The following is a 16726-nucleotide window of genomic DNA, read 5'->3' on the forward strand; positions in this document are numbered from 1 at the left end:
GCTTTTTCATGGGCGGCGTCATTTTTGGTTTTGAATCGCGCCGCGCCTCCTTCATGAGCGCGAGCCATGGACCTGACACTTACTGCAATTCTGCTCGGCATTGTCGAGGGGCTGACCGAATTCGTTCCGGTTTCCTCGACAGGCCATCTTATTCTGGCATCCGAACTGTTCGGCTATGATGCATCGCAATGGGCGATGTTCAACGTGGTCATCCAGCTGGGTGCGATTCTGGCCGTGGTGGTCCAATATTGGCGCACCTTCTGGAAGGCCGGCATGGGCGTGCTGAAACTGGAAGCAGAAGGCCTGCGATTCGCGCGCAATATCCTGCTGGCGTTCCTGCCTTCTGCGGTGCTGGGGCTGGCGCTAAAAGATTATATCGACATCATGCTGGGCAGCCCGTCGGTCGTGGCATGGGCGCTGATTGTGGGCGGCATCGCCATTCTGGCAATCGAAAAAGTTGCCAAGCCCGGCGAAGACGGCGGCGTGGCAGACATGCCTGTCAAACAGGCGCTGGGCGTGGGGCTGGCCCAATGTGTGGCCATGATCCCCGGTGTCAGCCGCTCTGGCGCAACCATCATGGGCGCGCTGGCCATGGGAATTAACCGCAAGACGGCGGCTGAATTTTCCTTCTTCCTCGCGGTGCCCACCATGATTGGCGCGTCCACGCTCGAAATCGCCACCAAGGGTGATCAGCTGATGGCCGGCACCAGCACGGTCGGCTGGTGGGAAATTGCGGTTGGCTTCATCGTCAGCTTCATCGTGGCGCTGGGCGTAATTCGGCTGTTTGTGGCCTATGTCAGCCGCCACGGCTTTGCGCCCTTTGCATGGTATCGGATCGTGATTGGCAGCGCTGCGGTCATCTGGCTGATGCTGCGCTGACAATGAGCCTGGGGCCTGCTCAGGGGCGCGGAAATTTTTTCCCACACAATCAGACAGGCGTCCACAAACTACCCTCGGTTCGTCGCAAAATCGGAACCAAAACGCTCCGGCTGGTTTGTTTCGGTTAACACAAGCCGGATTTGCTGATCGGGCAGGATTGATTTGATAAACGAGATTTGAGTAATGGGTCTGACAGTTTTGATCGTGGTGGGAGGCATCATCGGGTGGCTCGCTTCGATTCTCACCCGCACAGATGACCGCCAGGGAATTGTTTCAAACATTGCCGTGGGCATGGTTTCAGCGATTCTTTCGGCCATAATGGTTGACGGCAGCGCGTTTCTGGGTGCCGTCAGCCCTATTGGATTGTTTGCTTCTTTTGCAGGCTCGACAGTGCTTTTGTCACTTTTCGGCCTCTACCGCCGGAAAATGGTGCGCTAAGGCGGGTATTAGGAAAATTTAGCACTTACCAGCAGGGGTTTAGCATTGTATGCAGACCTCCCAATTCTACCAAGGGGAATGAGATTATGAAAAGCATTTTTAAAGCAGCTATGGTTTCTTCGGTCGCAGCAATGAGCCTCGGCCTTGCAGCATGCGACAGCGCAGCTGAAAACCAGATGGAAGACGAAGCGACAGCAATCGACGAAGCTGCTGAAGCTCAGGCTGACAACATGGAAGCCGCTGGCGCTTCTGAAGCTGCTGTTGAAGCAGTTGAAGAGCAGGGCGAAGAAACCAAGGACGCCATGGAAGAGCAGGCTGACAACATGGACGCCGCTCCACAATAAGCGTTTCGCCAGGTTAAGAAATCCGGCGTCGGGACATCCCGGCGCCGGTTTTTCTTTGTCTGCAATACTGGATTGAGGCTGACTCGATCTGAGGCTGGCTTCACCTCTCGAAATCAGGCCAATAGGTGCGATAAAGCAGGATCAGACCGGCGCTGCGCCGCTGCCTCTGCCGCCCCGCAGAAGATATTCCTGCGTGCCGCGGTTGATCACATTATCCACGTCAATCACTGCTGAATTGGCGTAGGTGAAGCCGGGCGGCAGGCTTTTATAGAGCCGGTCAAAATCACGCTCGACCGTCTGGCGATAGAGATCTTCAAAACTTTCGATCACGAAATATGTCGGCTGCAAGTCGCTGATGACATAATCGGTCCGCATTACCCGGTCGACATTCAGCATGATCCGGTTGGGGCTTTGCGCTTCCACTGCATAGACCACTTCGGTCGGGCCAGAGAGAATGCCCGCGCCATAGGCGCGCACATCCGCGCCTTCCATCATCAGGCCAAATTCAACCGTATACCAATAGAGTGCGCCCAGCGCCTTCAGCCGGTTGTACCGCATGGCTTTCCAGCCTGCGCGGCCATATTCCTGCATGTAATCGGCATAGACCGGATCGGTCAGCATCGGCACATGGCCGAACACATCGTGGAATACATCGGGTTCCTGGATGTAATCGAAGGTCTCGCGCGTGCGGATGAAATTGCCCGCGGGGAAACGGCGGTTCGCCAGATGCCAGAAAAACACATGGTCGGGAATGAGCATAGGCACGGGCACCACGCTCCACCCCGTCAGCGCGCCCAGTTCTTCTGACAAGCGGCCAAATTCAGGGACGCCGCCTTTGCCAAGATCAAGTTTCTCCAGCCCGTTCATGAACGCGGTTGCGGCACGGCCGGGCAGGACTTTCATCTGCCGGTCGAACAATTCGTTCCAGATCAGATCATCCTGGGCATCATATCGGGCCTGTTCCGGCTCCAGCCAGTCATCCCCCAGATGCGCGGGCTTTTTCAGCGGCGCTGTGAAGACATCTGCCGGCATTTCGGGCAGTTTGATAAAATCGCGGGATGGTTCGATGTTCGTGGTCATAATATGGTCTTGCCGATAGCATCGCTGGGCTTAACTGACAAATAACAGTAAATTGACAGGAGCGGTATTTGGGCAAGCTGAAGGGCAAGGAATACGCAGAACTGCTGGAGCCGCTGGAAGTGGAGCTGGTGGCAATGGCCCGCTGGGCGCAGCAGACAGGCGCGCGTATTGTGGTGCTGTTCGAGGGGCGCGACACTGCGGGCAAGGGCGGGGCAATTCGGGCCGTTTCGGAGCAATTGAATCCGCGCCAGTGCCGCATCGCCGCGCTGGCGAAGCCCAGCGAGAGGGAACAGTCGCAATGGTATTTCCAGCGCTATATCGCGCATCTGCCCGGGGCAGGGGAAATCGTGCTGTTTGACCGCAGCTGGTATAACCGCGCGGGCGTGGAAAAAGTCATGAATTATGCCGACGACGCGCAGATTGCCCTTTTTCTCGAACAGGCGCCCGAGTTTGAAAAAATGCTGGTGAACGACGGCATACTATTGTTCAAATACTGGCTGACCACCGATCAGGACAAGCAGGAAGAACGACTGGCGGAGCGGCTGGATGACCCGCTGAAACGCTGGAAACTGTCGCCAATCGACCTTGCCGCGCGCGAGAAATATGATGATTACACACAAGCGCGCGAAGCAATGCTGAAAGCCACCCACACACGCCATGCGCCGTGGACGCTGGTGGATTTCAACGATCAGAAACGCGGGCGGCTGACCCTGATAAGCGATCTTCTGGCGCGGTTGCCCGACACGCATTTCGATCCGCCCGCGCTGGATTTTCCGCCGCTTGCGGATGCACCGCGGCAAGAAAGCTATTCTGTGCTGAAACCGATCAAACCATTCAAGGGCTGACGCATCGCCGGTGGGCCTGAACTCAGCTGGCGCGTTCAAAAATGGCTGCCATGCCCTGACCGCCGCCGATGCACATGGTTTCAAGGCCGAAGCGCACTTCGCGCCGCTGCATTTCATGCGCCATGTCCGCCAGAATGCGTCCTCCGGTTGCGCCAATCGGGTGGCCCAGCGAAATGCCGGAGCCATTGACGTTGAGCATATCGCGCCGGCTGTCGTCATCAGACCAGCCCCAGCCTTTCAGCACGGCCAGCACCTGCGGGGCGAATGCCTCGTTCAGTTCCACCATGCCGATATCGTCCCAGCCCATGCCGCTGCGGGTAAACAGGCGGTCAACCGCTGGCACAGGGCCAATGCCCATGCGTGATGGGTCGCAGCCTGCCGCGGCCCAGCCATGCAGCCACAGCATCGGTTCCAGCCCCAGTTCTTCAAGTTTGTCTTCGGCCACGACCAGACAGGCCGATGCCGCGTCATTCTGCTGGCTGGCATTGCCTGCCGTCACCACGGCGTCAGGGTTGGTCTTGCCTTCGATGGCGCGAAGGGCGCCCAGGCTTTCCATGCTGGCATCGGCGCGGAAACCTTCGTCCTTGGCAAATACCACCGGATCGCCCCGGCGCTGGGGGATTTCCACCGGCACCAGTTGCGCGTCAAACTTGCCTTCATCCCATGCCGCCGCAGCGCGTTGGTGGCTGCGCACGGCATATGCATCCGAAGCTTCGCGGCTGATGCCATAATCCTTCGCCAGGTTTTCCGCCGTTTCGATCATGCCGCTGATCACGCCGAACCGTTCGATCGGCTGCGACATCAGCCGCCCGCGCGTCAGCCGGTCATGCAGGGTCATGTCGCCAAAGCGCACACCCTGACGCAGATCGGTGGTGTAATGTTCGACGTTGGACATGCTTTCCACGCCGCCTGCCACCACCACGTCAGCCGCGCCGGTCTGCACCATCATTGCTGCATTGACGACCGATTGCAGGCCCGAACCGCACCGCCGGTCCACCTGATAGCCGGGCACTTCCAGCGGCAGGCCCGCTGCCAGCCAGCTCCAATGGCCGATGGCTGGCGCTTCGGCGCTGCCATATCCCTGGCTGAAAATCACATCATCGACCCGCTCGGGATCAATGCCGCTGCGTTCCACCAGTGCTTTCAGGATGATGGCACCCAGCGCGCCTGCTTCCAGCGGGGCAAGCGCGCCCAGGAATTTGCCCACGGGCGTGCGCAGGGGGCTGACGATGGCGGCGCGGCGTAATTGCATGGATTTCTGTCCCGAGGTTTATGTCGACGTGTTAGTTTCAGGGCGTTTGGGCATCGCTGGTGGCGACGATGCCGGAATCGATCAGTTTGGCGATTTCGCCGGAACCCAGCCCCAGCTTTTCCACCAGCACTTCTTCGCTGTGCTGGCCCAGATAGGGCGCGGGGCGGGGCGCGCCGCGTTCCTGCGCGGGCATATTCGCAAACGGTCCGGCGGCAGGATATTCGAACCCGCTCGGGTTGCCGGGCGACGGGCCAAACAGCGGGTTTTCCGCCACCAGCTGCGGATCGTTCGCGGCTTCGTGCATGGTCCGGTATCGTTCGAATGTGGCCCCGGCGCTGGTCAGCCGGTCTGCCAGCGGCGCATAATCCAGTTTGCCGATCGCATCCTGAAACAGATCGAACAATTCTGCGCGGTGGGTGAAGCGATTGTGGTCGCTGGTTTCGAAACTGACCCCATGGCGTGTTTCGATCGCGGCAATTCCGGCACTGAGATCCAGCGCATCAACCAGTGCCTGCCATTGTTTGTTGGTCAGCGCCGCCAGCATCATGCGCTGGCCATCAGCCGTGCGGAAATCCCGCCCGAAAGCGCCCCAGATGGCATTGCCCAGCCGTTCACGGTCACTGCCGCGATAGAGCATTTCTGCCATGGCACCACTGTTGGCAACGGTGCCGATGGCCACATCGCCCAGCGGAATACGCACTTCGCCGCCTTCGCCAGTCATGTCGCGGTGGCGCAGGGCCGCCATCAGGGCAAAAGCGGTATAGGCGCCGGTGATGAAATCCCATGCGGGCAACATCTGGTTCACTGGCGGGGGGCTGGCGCCCATGTCCACAGGACCGGTCATCAGGGGGTATCCGCTGGCGGCATTGACGGTGAAATCCATCGCCTGACGCCCATCGTGCCAGCCCATGATGCGCACGGTTATCATGTCCGCCCGGCCTTCGGCCAGCCGGGCATGGGCCAGGAAGCTTTGTTCCGGCACATTGGTGATCAGCTGGCCGGTCCGCCGCGCCAGTTCCGCCACCAGCTCGCGCCCTTCGCCAGACCGCAGGTTCAGCGCCACGCTTTTCTTCGCGCGGTTGAGGTTTTCCCACGAAAGCGACCGGCCTTCCTCGGTCAGCAGATAGCGGTCATAATCCAGCCCGCCGCCAATCTGGTCCACCCGGATGACTTCCGCGCCCATCTGCGCGCAATACAGCCCTGCCGTGGGCGAGGCGACGAAGCTGGATACTTCGATGACCGACAGGCCGGACAGCATCTGATACATCAGGCAGCAGCCCCGGCAGCAAATTCGCGCAGCATGTTCTTGGCAATGACCAGTTGCAGGATTTGCGTGGTGCCTTCGTAGATGGTGTAGATCCGGCTATCGCGGTAGAACCGTTCTGCTTCATATTCGGCCAGATAGCCTGCGCCGCCGTGGATCTGCACGCAGCGGTCAGCCACGCGGTTGCACATTTCGGAAGCGAACATCTTGGCGCTGGCACATTCGATGATGGCCTTGCCCGCATTCGCCCTGGCGCTGGCATCGCGCAACATACATTCCGCAGCGTAGATTTCCGCCCTGCTGTCGGCCAGCATGGCCTGGATCAGCTGGAAATTGGCAATCGGTTCGCCAAAGGCCTTGCGTTCACTGGCATAGCGCAGCGCCGTATCGAGGATGCGCTGGGCATAGCCGCAACTGGCAGCCGCCACGGACAGGCGGCCATTGTCGAGGCTCTGCATGGCCGTGGCAAAGCCCTTGCCTTCTTCGCCGCCCAGCAGTGCATCGCCCGGCAGCTTTACTTCATCCAGATAGATGTCGGCAATATGGCTGCCGGACTGGCCCATCTTGCGGTCAGGCTTGCCCACCGAAATGCCGGCGCTGTCCATCGGCACCAGGAAAGCGGACACATGGGCGTTCTTGGCCAGCGTTTCCTGACTGGTGCGGGCCATGATCAGGCCCAGTTTGGCATGGGGCGCATTGGTGATGTAGCGTTTGGAGCCATTGAGGACGTAGCCATTGCCATCCTTGCGCGCCGTCGTGGCCATGGCCGCGCTGTCTGAACCAGAACCCGGTTCGGTCAGGCCGAAACAGGCGATTTCACCTGCCGCAAGGCGGGGCAACCATTCCGCTTTCTGTTCTTCGGTGCCTGAATTTTTCAGCGCGGAACATACCATGCCAAGGTTGATCGAGGTGATCGAGCGATAGGCGGGCAGGGCATAGCTCAGCACCCGGATCGTCTCGACATATTGCGGCACATTCATGCCCGAACCGCCATATTCTTCCGGCATGGTGAGGCCAAACAGGCCCATTTCGCGCATTTCGTCGATCAGATCCTCGGGGATGCGGTCATTTTCGATGACATCGGCTTCTGCCGGGATCAGCCGTTCGCGGACATAACGTTTCAGCTGGTCGATGAACTGGTCGAAAATCTCTGGGTCCATGCCGGTTGCGGACATAATGCTTTCCTCTCCTGTCCCCCTGCTGTGCAGGCGGGACGGTGTTGCGAATTTACGGTGCGGGTTGTTCCCTGCCGGGTGCAGGGTCGCGGGACTGGTTCATGGCTTCAGGCGGCAGACGCTGCGCTTCGATCATTTCGGCGGCCTCTTCCAGCGCCTGCGCCTCGCTCGCACTGGCGCTGCCGGGGGCGTCATCAGATGAAGCGCCGCCGCAACCGGCCAGCAGGCAGGCGGCTGTCAGGGGAAGGGCGATGAAAGCCAGCGTGGTGGTGCGTTTCATTTCGCCACCATAGCGCCAATGGCACAAAGGAAAAGCGGGCGAATCGCCAATCCGATCCGCCCGCTTCAAAAAAGCAGCCCGCTTGCCGCATCACACGGCGCGTTGCTGGCCCAGCCTGTTAGTGTTTACGGCTTATTCCTGTTCAGCAGTCGTGCTGGCAGTTCCGGCAGCCACGGCCGCCACATCGGCAGCAGCAGCAGCAGCAGCTTCGCCTGCGGCATCCGCTTCATTGGCAACAGGGTCAGTCGCAGCAGGCGCAGGGGCAGTATCAACCGCATTGGCCTGCGTGTCTTCGACAGGTGTTTCAACAACCGCTTCCATGGCGTCATTGGCGGGCATTTCGACCGTGTCGGCTTCTGCCTCGACCGACGCATCATCCGAACTGCCACAGGCAGACAGCGCCAGAACGGCAAGCGAGGCAAAAGCGGCAGTGGTAAACTTGTTCATCGTGAAAAATCTCCGAATGGGGTTGCTGGCGCGTTCTAGCGGCGCGGAAATGTATCGGCAAATGCAATTCGCCCACCGGTATCGCAGGATGGGCCATTCACCCATGGCCATGGTTCTGCCATGGGCCATGCCATGCATGATCTGCCGAATGAATATGCCCCACTTGACGCCATGAACTCTGACGCCATGAACCCTGATGCCATGAATGAGGCGCGCGCGCATTTGCGCAGTATTTTCGGCTTTGACGATTTTCGCGGGCGCCAGTCCGAAGTGGTGGAACGGGTGATGGGCGGCAAATCCACACTTGCCGTCATGCCGACCGGCGCGGGCAAATCGCTTACCTATCAGCTTCCGGCCACTGTGCTGGATGGCACCTGCCTTGTGGTATCGCCGCTGATTGCGCTGATGCATGATCAGCTGCGCTCGGCGCGGGCCAATGGCATCCGCGCCGCCACGCTGACCAGCGCCGACGCTGACTGGCGTGAAACGATGGACGCATTCCGGGCGGGCCAGCTTGATCTGCTGTATGTCGCGCCGGAACGGGCCAGCCAGCCGCAATTCCGCGATTTGCTGGCATCATCCCCGCTGTCGCTGTTTGCCATCGACGAAGCGCATTGCGTGTCCGAATGGGGGCATGATTTTAGGCCGGATTACCGGCAGTTGCGCCCGTTGATGGATGCTTTTGCCCATGTTCCGCGTCTGGCGCTGACCGCCACGGCTGATGAACACACCCGCGCGGATATACTGGCCCAGCTGGGCATTCCTGCATCGGGCATGGTGATTGCCGGGTTTGATCGGCCCAATATCCGTTACACCATCCGCCACCGTGACAGCGCGGCAAAGCAGATTATCGGATTGATGGCGGAAAATCCGGGGCCGGGAATTGTCTATGCCCCCACCCGCCGCAAGGTAGAAGCCCTGGCCCAGCAGCTGTCCGCCAGCACCGGACGAAAGGTGCTGGCCTATCATGCCGGACTGCCAGCAGAAGAACGCGCGGCCAATCAGGCGGCATTCGTGGCGAGCGAGGATATAGTGATCTGCGCCACCATCGCCTTTGGCATGGGGATCGACAAACCCGATGTGCGGTTCGTGGCCCACGCCGGCATCCCCAAATCAATCGAGGCCTATTATCAGGAAACAGGCCGTGCCGGGCGCGACGGGGATCCGGCCAATGCGGTGATGCTGTGGGGCGCAGGCGATTTTGCGCAGGCCCGCCAGCGGCTGGGCGAATTGCCCGAAGACCGGCGCACTGGCGAGCGGACACGGCTGGATGCGCTGGCCGCGCTGGTGGAAACGTCTGGCTGCCGCCGGGCCTTGCTGCTGCGGCATTTTGGCGAAAATCCGCCGGAAAATTGCGGCAATTGCGACAATTGCCTCAACCCGCCCAAAGTGGCCGATATAACGCAGGTGGCGCGCAAGCTGCTGTCTGCCGTGTACCGCACCGGTCAGAGCTTCGGTTTCGGCCACATCCAGAAAGTGCTGACCGGCAGCGCGGATGACCGCGTGCGCCAGCGCGGGCATGACCAGCTAAGCGTGTTCGGCATTGTCGGCGCGGATGAAGCCGCCTTGCTGCAACCCATATCCCGGGCATTGCAGGCCCGCGGCGCACTGGTGGCGACTGACCATGGCGGGCTGGCGCTGGGCGGCAATGCACCGGCCATTTTAAAAGGCGAACAATCGGTTGAAATGGTGCTGCCCCCCACACGCGGCAGCACGGCAAAGGGCGGGCGCAAGCGCGGGGACAGCGGCGCCAACCCCGTGGGCGACCCCCTGTTCGAGGCGCTGCGCGATTTGCGCCGCGAAATCGCCACCGAAGCGCAAATGCCGCCCTACGTCATTTTTCATGACGCAACCTTGCGCGAACTGGCCGCAAAGCGGCCAACCGACCGGGCGGAAATGGCAAGCGTCAGCGGCGTGGGTGCGCGCAAGCTGGACGCCTATGGCGATGCGTTTCTGGCAGTCATTCGGCAATATTGACAATTCGCAACTTTGATATAAATATGATATCATAGTCATATCAAAGGAGATTCGTCATGGCCCATTCCACAGGGGGAATGAACATCAGCCGCGAAAGCGGCGCAAAAAGTTACAATGGCTATATCATGCTGTTGGTCATCCTCGCGCTGCTGGCATTATGCGCGTGGACCCTCAGCAGCGGTTTCCCGCCGCAAGGCGCCGCCAGGGACGAAAAACTCGCCTTTGTCGGCACCGCCATTGGCAGCCTGCTGGTGGTGATACTGGTGGCATCGGGCTTCTTCATGCTCCAGCCCAACCAGGCTGCGGTAATCACGCTGTTTGGGGAATATCGCGGTTCCGAACGGACAGAGGGGCTGCGCTGGGTATGGCCGTGGATGATGCGCAAGAAACTGTCTGCCCGCGCCAACAACATCCATTCCGAACGGGTGAAAGTGAACGATCTGCGCGGCAACCCCATCGAAATCGCCTGCAACGTCGTGTGGCGCGTGCGGGATACGGCGCAGGCCAGTTTCGACGTCGATGATTTCCGCGAATTCGTGAACATCCAGATCGAGGCAGGTCTGCGGACCATCGGCTCGCGTTACCCCTATGATGATATCGAACATGACGAAACCACGCTTCGCGGCGGGGCGGACATCATCAATCCGGAATTGCAGGCCGAATTGAACGAACGGCTTGAGGTTGCCGGAATCGTGGTGGACGAAGCGGGGCTGACCCATCTTGCCTATGCACCCGAAATTGCCGGCGCCATGCTGCGCCGCCAGCAGGCAGATGCGGTGATTGCCGCCCGTGCCAAGTTGGTCATGGGGGCAGTGGGCATGGTGGAAGATGCGCTGGCGAAACTGAGCCAGGACGGCATTGTGGAACTGGACGGTGACCGGCGGGCAACCATGGTTTCAAACCTGATGGTGGTCCTGTGCGGGGAACGCGATGTGCAGCCAGTTGTCAATGCAGGGACGCTTTACCAGTAACGCGAAGGGTTAGACCTGATGCCCACTTCTGCCAGAAAAGCCTTTGCGCTCCGTCTCGACCCGGCAGTCCATGCCGCGGTCGAACGGCTGGCGGGGGCAGAATTGCGATCTGCCAATGCGCAGATCGAAATCCTTCTGCGCGAGGCGCTGCAAAAGCGGGGGCTGAAGGTAGGCACATCGGAAAAGCCGCGCCGGGGCAGGCCAGCGCAGGGCGATTGAAAGGCTCAGGCGCAGTTGGCCAGTGATGAATAATTAACCAAACTTGGTCCAAACCGGTGTCATGGAAAAAGCCTTTCGCCCGATGGAACGCCGCATGCCTGACCGCCCGTCCGCCGTGCTGGCAGGCGTGATCGTGGCCTTTGCCATTGCCGCCATTCCGGTTGCCGCCGTGCTGGCCCAGACATCAGGGCCGTTCATGCTGCGCGAAACAGGCCAGCAGTTTGAAAATCTGCAACAGGCCATCAATGCCATCGGCGCAGGGCAGGGCACAATTGCCATTGCGCCCGGCACTTACCATGAATGTGCCGTGCAAACGGCGGGATCTGTCCATTACGATGCGGTCACCGCCGGCACCGTCACATTTGCCCGCACCACTTGCGAAGGCAAGGCAGCGCTGGTCCTGCGGGGCCGCAGCGCCGCTGTATCCGGCATCATCTTCAAAAATATGGCCGTGCCCGATTTCAACGGCGCAGGCATCCGGCTGGAACAGGGCAATCTCGATATCAGCCAGAGCTGGTTTGCAGACAGCCAGCAGGGCATTTTGTCAGGCAATGACAGCAATGGCCGCATCACCATCGACAAGGTAACATTTTCCGGCCTCGGCACGTGCGAAGGCCCGGGCGGCTGCGCGCATTCAATCTATATCGGCGATTATGGCACAGTGCAGATTACGCGGAGCCGGTTCGAGAAAGGACGCGGCGGCCATTATGTAAAGGCGCGCGCACGCACGGTGGACATCACGGCATCCAGCTTTGACGACAGCGGCGGACGCGCCACCAATTACATGATCGACCTGCCCGCAGGCGCGGCAGGCACCATCACCGGCAACTGGTTTGTGCAGGGGCAGGACAAGGAAAATTACTCGGCTTTTATCGCGGTGGGGGCAGAGCAGAGATTGCACGCCTCTGACGGCCTCGCCATCAGCGGCAATGATGCGCGGCTGGCCGCAGACGTGTCGCGCAGCACCACTTTTGTGGCGGACTGGTCGGGTGATGCGCTTGTGCTGGGGCCAAATATGCTTGGCCGGGGCCTCATCCCGTTTGACCGCCGGTAACAGGGCCTGCCGCTCGTCACCGGAACTTCTGCCCCGCCTCACCTGTTGTATGGGGTGAAGGAGAATGCACAATGGCCGGTGGCTGGGCGCGGGATGGCGCCGTTCAGGATCAGATTGACGATACGATAAGCGACGCTGTCAAGGCGGCGCGCCTGCAAATGCCGCGCGGCGACAGTGCGGAATATTGTGACGATTGCGGCGAGCCTGTGCCCGAAAAACGCCGTGCGGCATTGCCGGGTGTGCGCACCTGCGTCAGCTGCCAATCCGTGCGTGACGGGGCGGTCCGCCATTCGGCCATCAATCGCCGTGGCAGCAAGGATAGCCAGCTGCGTTGATCGCTTGCGCTGTGCGGTTTAGAGCAGCGCTTTACCGCTCAATTCCCCGCTTCCATCCCCGTTCAAATCGGAACATATCAATGGCGACAGGCCCGTTCATCTGGTTACAGCACATTGCGCCGCAGCATGCGCTTTCAAAGCTGGCAGGGTCACTGGCCAGCAGCCGCACACCATGGATAAAGAACCGGCTTATTCGCCAGTTCATCAGCGCCTATAACGTCAACATGGCCGAAGCGGCGCAGGGCGCGTCTGATTATGCGTCCTTCAATGATTTTTTCACGCGCGCGCTCAAACCCGGCGCGCGGCCGATTGCGGATCCGCAGCACAGCATCGTCAGCCCGGCTGACGGCGCGATCAGCCAGCTGGGCCGGATCGACAATGGCCGCATCGTGCAGGCGAAGGGGCAAAGCTATTCAGCGGCGGAACTGCTGGGCGGTGACGAGGCGCTGGCAGCCCGGTTTGATGGCGGCGCGTTCATGACAATCTATCTTTCCCCCAGCGATTATCACCGAGTGCATATGCCGGTGGGCGGGACGCTTGCGTCCACCACGTACATCCCCGGTGCACTATTTTCGGTCAACCAGCAGACCGCAGCCGGTGTGCCGCGGCTGTTTGCCCGCAATGAACGCCTGTCCTGCGTGTTTGATACAGACCTTGGCAGCGTTGCCAGCGTGATGGTGGGTGCCATGATTGTCGCCAGCATCGAAACCGTCTGGTCGGGGCGTGTGGCTGCCCACGGCAAGCATATCATCCACACAGATTTTGACGCGAAGTCGCAGCGCGATTCTGCCCTCAGTGCGGAACCGGCACCCATGTTGGCAGCGGGGGAGGAAATGGGCCGGTTCCTGCTCGGCTCCACCGTCATTCTGCTGTTTGAACCCGGCCGGATCGAATGGCTTGCCGAACTGGCCCCCACAGATAAGGTGCGCATGGGCCAGGCAATCGCGCGCAGGCTGTAACTCGGCCTCAGTCCAGAATATGGCCAGACCGGTCACGCTTGGTATCAAGATAGCGGGCATTATGCAGATTGGGCGGTAATTGATGCGCGACCCGCTCCGTAATGTGCACGCCTGCCTCTTCCAGCGCTGCAACCTTGCGCGGATTATTGGTCATCAGCCTGATTTCATCCACGCCCAGCAGCGCCAGCATGCGGGCAGCCGTGCCAAAATCGCGCGCTTCGTCGGGCAGGCCCAGGCGCTGGTTCGCATCCACTGTGTCAAACCCCTGATCCTGCAACCGATAGGCGCGCAGCTTGTTGACCAGGCCAATGCCCCGCCCTTCCTGCCGCATATAGAGCAGCACGCCCCAGCCGCCTGATCTGGCTTCATCTGCCATCGCTTGCAGGGCGGCATCAAGCTGCGGCCCGCAATCGCATTTGAGACTGCCGAGAATATCGCCAGTCAGACATTCGGAATGCAGGCGGACCAGCGGCGCCCGATCGGATGATTGCTCGCCGATAATCAGCGCGACATGTTCGCGCGTATCATCGGCGCTGCGAAACGCGACGATCTGCGCGTCCTCGCACGCGGCCACCGGCAAATGCGCGCGGGCAGCGATGACGAGATTGGCCGCATTGGCCCATTCCGCAATATCTTCTGCGGCTACTGGCTGCGCTTCGCCTGCATCTGCCGGGTTGACCAGAAATGCCGGCAATATGCCCGCCAGCCGTGCAAGTTCCAGCGCGGCCTGCGCCTGCGCTGTCCACGGCAGGTTTTCCGCCAGAAACGGCCCTTTCAATGGCGTCAGAAGATCAAGCGAGGGATCAGCTATGGCGCGCGCGGTGGACAGGGTAAATGGCGCTGCGCCCTTGATGAGCACGGGGGCATGGGGCGCAGCCGCTTCGCGCTGGTTGACCAGTTTGAGAGTGGCCGCGCGGGCGGAAGAAATGAGCATCTGCGGCGCAGCAGCATCAGCAGAAATCGCCGTTTCTGCCGGCAGTAATATCGGCCCGCCCGCCATCGCCAGCGGCCAGCCATGGCGCAAGGCGTCAATCGCCTGTGCCACGCGCCGTGCAGGGGACGCAGGCGCCGGTGCGGAAGGCGGGGGAAGCTTCAGAGATCAATCTCCGTCACCAGCGGCACATGGTCCGATGGTTTTTCCCAGCCGCGGCAGTCTTCAAACACCTGATGGCCAACCGTGGCCGCGGCCAGTTCCGGCGATGCCCACATATGGTCCAGCCGCCGCCCGCGATCATTCACGCGCCAGTCCTTGGAACGGTAGGACCACCAGCTGTAATAGCGTTCCGGATCACGGATATGCTGGCGGCCAACGTCAACAAAACCATGGGCATCCTGAAACCGCTTCAGCGTTTCCACTTCCAGCGGGGTGTGGCTAACCACTTTCAGCAATTGCTTGTGGCCCCATACGTCGCTTTCCAGCGGGGCAATGTTGAAATCACCCACGATCATGGTGGGCCGGTCCACTGTGTCCGCCCAGCGCGTCATCCGTTCGAGAAAATCCAGCTTCTGGCCGAATTTTACATTCTGCTCGCGGTCCGGAATATCGCCGCCGGCGGGAATATAGACATTTTCCAGCACCATGCCCTGGCCTGCGCCCAGCAGTTCCACCCCCACATGGCGGGCTTCGCCATTATCCTGCCAGTTGTGGCGCGAAATCTCTTTCAGCGGAATGCGGCTGACGGTGGCGACGCCGTGGTAGCCCTTCTGCCCGTGCACCGCGTGGTGGGTATAACCCAGCGCATTGAAAGCGTCATAAGGGAACAGTTCTTCTACCGTCTTGATTTCCTGCAAGGACAGCACGTCGGGCGCCTGTTCTTTCAGAAACCGTTCGACGATCGGCATCCGCAGGCGGACCGAATTGATGTTCCAGGAAGCAATCTTGATCATGGTCGCGGGGATAGGCGGGGGCGCTGCCGCTGTCTATCGCGGGGTGTCCGCCAGCCTGCAAAAACCTTGCGGATGGTCACCGGAAATTCGCTGGCATGCACTTTGGCCAATGGACTTTGGCCAATGCACTTCGGCCAATGCACTTCGGGCAGCAAAAAACCCTCGCGCCGGGGGCATTGGCACGAGGGTTCCTTATCAGCGTTCGTCACGCTTTTGCAAAGCGACCTTCACAAAGGTAGGGCAACAGGGGGGAAACCCGCCTTCAGCCGCTCTGTCTGATTAATAATAGTCCTGTTTGGCTTTCTGGCCAATGAACAAGTTCGCGCCTTTTGTCGCAAGCTGCCCACTGTGCACGGTTCAGCCGTTCATCGCGGACGACGAGACGTTACACGCGGATCGCGGTAGCTGAACGCGCTGTCATTTACCGCCACGCCATAACGGTGATTCTTGAGCCGGACCGTGGTGCGATTGTTCTGCGAATCAAGCGCCACCCAATTGGTCAGTTGCAAACCGCCCGGGGCTGACGCGTTGCGCACGAAAATCATCGTGATCACGCCGAATTCCGGATGCTTGGGGTCGCGCACTTCCACGCTGATGACGTTACTACTGCTGGTCGGGATCAGCTTGCCATATTTGGCAATGTCGCGGCCCGGATCGAGCAATGCGCCAAGCGGCGAATTCTTGATCGGCCAGCGCTGGACCTGCTTTACCTCGTAATCCACCATGGTCAGCGATTTGCCGTTTGACACCACCAGAATGGGGACATCCTTCTGGTACTGGAAGCGGATCTTGCCGGGGCGTTTCAGCGTCATCACCCCGGCCAGAGTCTGGCCCTGCCGGTCAGTCTGGGTGAAATCGGCCTTCATCGTGGAAATGCCGCGCAATGCCGAAACAGCCTTGTCGAGGTCGCCCTGGGCAGCCTCGACAGGCGAAACGGGTGCAAGCACCGCAACGGGGAGGGCAAAGGCCATGGCGCCGGCAATCGCGGCGTGGACAGGCTTGTGAAAAATCGAGGTCAAAATGTTCATGCTCCGGCTATTAGCTACGCAGCATTGAACTGTCACTGAATGGCGGTGGTTCCCGCCGTTCAGATTACTTGATCTTGGCTTCCTTGAACTCGACATGCTTGCGCACGACGGGATCATATTTGCGGAAGGTCATCTTTTCCGTAATGTTCCGGGGATTCTTCTTCGTGGTGTAATAGAAGCCGGTGTCAGCGGTCGAGACCAGCTTGATCTTTACGGTTGCAGGTTTCGCCATGGCGGGTTCCTAAAATCTTGTCAGGGGCCACAGGGACATTCCCGGCGGCGCAGAATAAGC

20 protein-coding genes are annotated in these 16726 nt (G+C 60.3%); 10 read left to right on the forward strand and 10 right to left on the reverse strand.

Annotated features, from left to right (window positions below):
• Nucleotides 1-66 precede the first annotated feature (66 nt).
• The 3 genes from GRI44_RS11690 (at nt 67) to GRI44_RS11700 (ending at nt 1661) form a co-directional block, all read left to right on the forward strand.
• On the forward strand, nt 67-879 hold the full coding sequence (locus GRI44_RS11690) for an undecaprenyl-diphosphate phosphatase (protein ID WP_160601941.1): 813 nt from the start codon (nt 67-69) through the stop codon (nt 877-879).
• A 183-nt stretch (nt 880-1062) separates the two neighbouring features.
• On the forward strand, nt 1063-1317 hold the full coding sequence (locus tag GRI44_RS11695) for a GlsB/YeaQ/YmgE family stress response membrane protein (protein WP_160601942.1): 255 nt from the start codon (nt 1063-1065) through the stop codon (nt 1315-1317).
• Between the two features lie 86 nt (nt 1318-1403).
• Nucleotides 1404-1661 (forward strand): hypothetical protein, encoded by a 258-nt coding sequence (locus tag GRI44_RS11700; protein WP_160601943.1) that lies wholly within the window; start codon nt 1404-1406, stop codon nt 1659-1661.
• 141 nt (nt 1662-1802) lie between these two features.
• Here GRI44_RS11700 and phhA read toward each other — a convergent pair whose 3' ends face one another.
• On the reverse strand, nt 1803-2741 hold the full coding sequence (gene phhA, locus GRI44_RS11705; RefSeq protein ID WP_232843124.1) for a phenylalanine 4-monooxygenase: 939 nt from the start codon (nt 2739-2741) through the stop codon (nt 1803-1805).
• A gap of 68 nt (nt 2742-2809) precedes the next feature.
• Here phhA and ppk2 point away from each other — a divergent pair, with 68 nt between their 5' ends.
• Nucleotides 2810-3586, forward strand: coding sequence for a polyphosphate kinase 2 (gene ppk2, locus GRI44_RS11710; protein ID WP_160601944.1), 777 nt, complete (start codon nt 2810-2812; stop codon nt 3584-3586).
• Between the two features lie 22 nt (nt 3587-3608).
• Here the strand turns inward: ppk2 and GRI44_RS11715 are convergent, their stop codons facing one another.
• From GRI44_RS11715 to GRI44_RS11735, 5 genes are all read right to left on the reverse strand, one after another.
• The gene (locus GRI44_RS11715) at nt 3609-4838 is read right to left on the reverse strand and encodes an acetyl-CoA C-acetyltransferase (protein WP_160601945.1); all 1230 of its coding nucleotides are present in this window, start codon (nt 4836-4838) and stop codon (nt 3609-3611) included.
• Nucleotides 4839-4875: 37 nt separating this feature from the next.
• On the reverse strand, nt 4876-6105 hold the full coding sequence (locus GRI44_RS11720) for a CoA transferase (protein ID WP_160601946.1): 1230 nt from the start codon (nt 6103-6105) through the stop codon (nt 4876-4878).
• Nucleotides 6105-7277 (reverse strand): acyl-CoA dehydrogenase family protein, encoded by a 1173-nt coding sequence (locus GRI44_RS11725; protein WP_160601947.1) that lies wholly within the window; start codon nt 7275-7277, stop codon nt 6105-6107. The genes GRI44_RS11720 and GRI44_RS11725 overlap by 1 nt, the downstream gene beginning before the upstream one ends.
• Nucleotides 7278-7329: 52 nt before the next feature.
• Nucleotides 7330-7557 (reverse strand): hypothetical protein, encoded by a 228-nt coding sequence (locus GRI44_RS11730; protein ID WP_160601948.1) that lies wholly within the window; start codon nt 7555-7557, stop codon nt 7330-7332.
• A gap of 132 nt (nt 7558-7689) precedes the next feature.
• Nucleotides 7690-8004 carry a hypothetical protein gene (locus GRI44_RS11735; RefSeq protein WP_160601949.1) on the reverse strand — a complete coding sequence of 105 codons (315 nt, stop codon included), beginning with the start codon at nt 8002-8004 and terminating at the stop codon, nt 7690-7692.
• 186 nt (nt 8005-8190) lie between these two features.
• Here GRI44_RS11735 and recQ point away from each other — a divergent pair, with 186 nt between their 5' ends.
• The 6 genes from recQ (at nt 8191) to asd (ending at nt 13519) form a co-directional block, all read left to right on the forward strand.
• Complete coding sequence (gene recQ / locus GRI44_RS11740; protein WP_408609206.1) at nt 8191-9981, forward strand: DNA helicase RecQ; 1791 nt, start codon at nt 8191-8193, stop codon at nt 9979-9981.
• A 56-nt stretch (nt 9982-10037) separates the two neighbouring features.
• Complete coding sequence (locus GRI44_RS11745; RefSeq protein WP_160601950.1) at nt 10038-10952, forward strand: SPFH domain-containing protein; 915 nt, start codon at nt 10038-10040, stop codon at nt 10950-10952.
• Between the two features lie 18 nt (nt 10953-10970).
• Nucleotides 10971-11171, forward strand: a complete 201-nt coding sequence (locus GRI44_RS11750; RefSeq protein WP_160601951.1) for a toxin-antitoxin system HicB family antitoxin — start codon at nt 10971-10973, stop codon at nt 11169-11171.
• Between the two features lie 61 nt (nt 11172-11232).
• Nucleotides 11233-12225, forward strand: coding sequence for a right-handed parallel beta-helix repeat-containing protein (locus tag GRI44_RS11755; RefSeq protein ID WP_232843125.1), 993 nt, complete (start codon nt 11233-11235; stop codon nt 12223-12225).
• A gap of 71 nt (nt 12226-12296) precedes the next feature.
• Nucleotides 12297-12560: a DksA/TraR family C4-type zinc finger protein gene (locus tag GRI44_RS11760; RefSeq protein WP_160601952.1), complete on the forward strand. Its 264-nt coding sequence runs from the start codon at nt 12297-12299 to the stop codon at nt 12558-12560.
• 80 nt (nt 12561-12640) lie between these two features.
• Entirely contained in the window at nt 12641-13519 is an 879-nt protein-coding gene (asd, locus tag GRI44_RS11765; RefSeq protein WP_160601953.1) for an archaetidylserine decarboxylase, read from the forward strand.
• Between the two features lie 7 nt (nt 13520-13526).
• Here the strand turns inward: asd and ribA are convergent, their stop codons facing one another.
• The 4 genes from ribA to rpmG form a co-directional block, all read right to left on the reverse strand.
• A complete protein-coding gene (gene ribA / locus GRI44_RS11770; RefSeq protein WP_332872410.1) occupies nt 13527-14564 on the reverse strand; it encodes a GTP cyclohydrolase II in 1038 nt (345 codons plus the stop codon).
• 47 nt (nt 14565-14611) lie between these two features.
• Nucleotides 14612-15406, reverse strand: a complete 795-nt coding sequence (gene xth, locus GRI44_RS11775) for an exodeoxyribonuclease III (RefSeq protein WP_160601954.1) — start codon at nt 15404-15406, stop codon at nt 14612-14614.
• Nucleotides 15407-15771: 365 nt separating this feature from the next.
• On the reverse strand, nt 15772-16434 hold the full coding sequence (locus GRI44_RS11780) for a LolA family protein (protein ID WP_160601955.1): 663 nt from the start codon (nt 16432-16434) through the stop codon (nt 15772-15774).
• 64 nt (nt 16435-16498) lie between these two features.
• Nucleotides 16499-16666, reverse strand: a complete 168-nt coding sequence (gene rpmG, locus GRI44_RS11785) for a 50S ribosomal protein L33 (RefSeq protein ID WP_160601956.1) — start codon at nt 16664-16666, stop codon at nt 16499-16501.
• Between the last annotated feature and the right edge of the window lie 60 nt (nt 16667-16726).

It is taken from the genome of Allopontixanthobacter confluentis (assembly GCF_009827615.1).
Lineage (GTDB): Bacteria > Pseudomonadota > Alphaproteobacteria > Sphingomonadales > Sphingomonadaceae > Allopontixanthobacter > Allopontixanthobacter confluentis.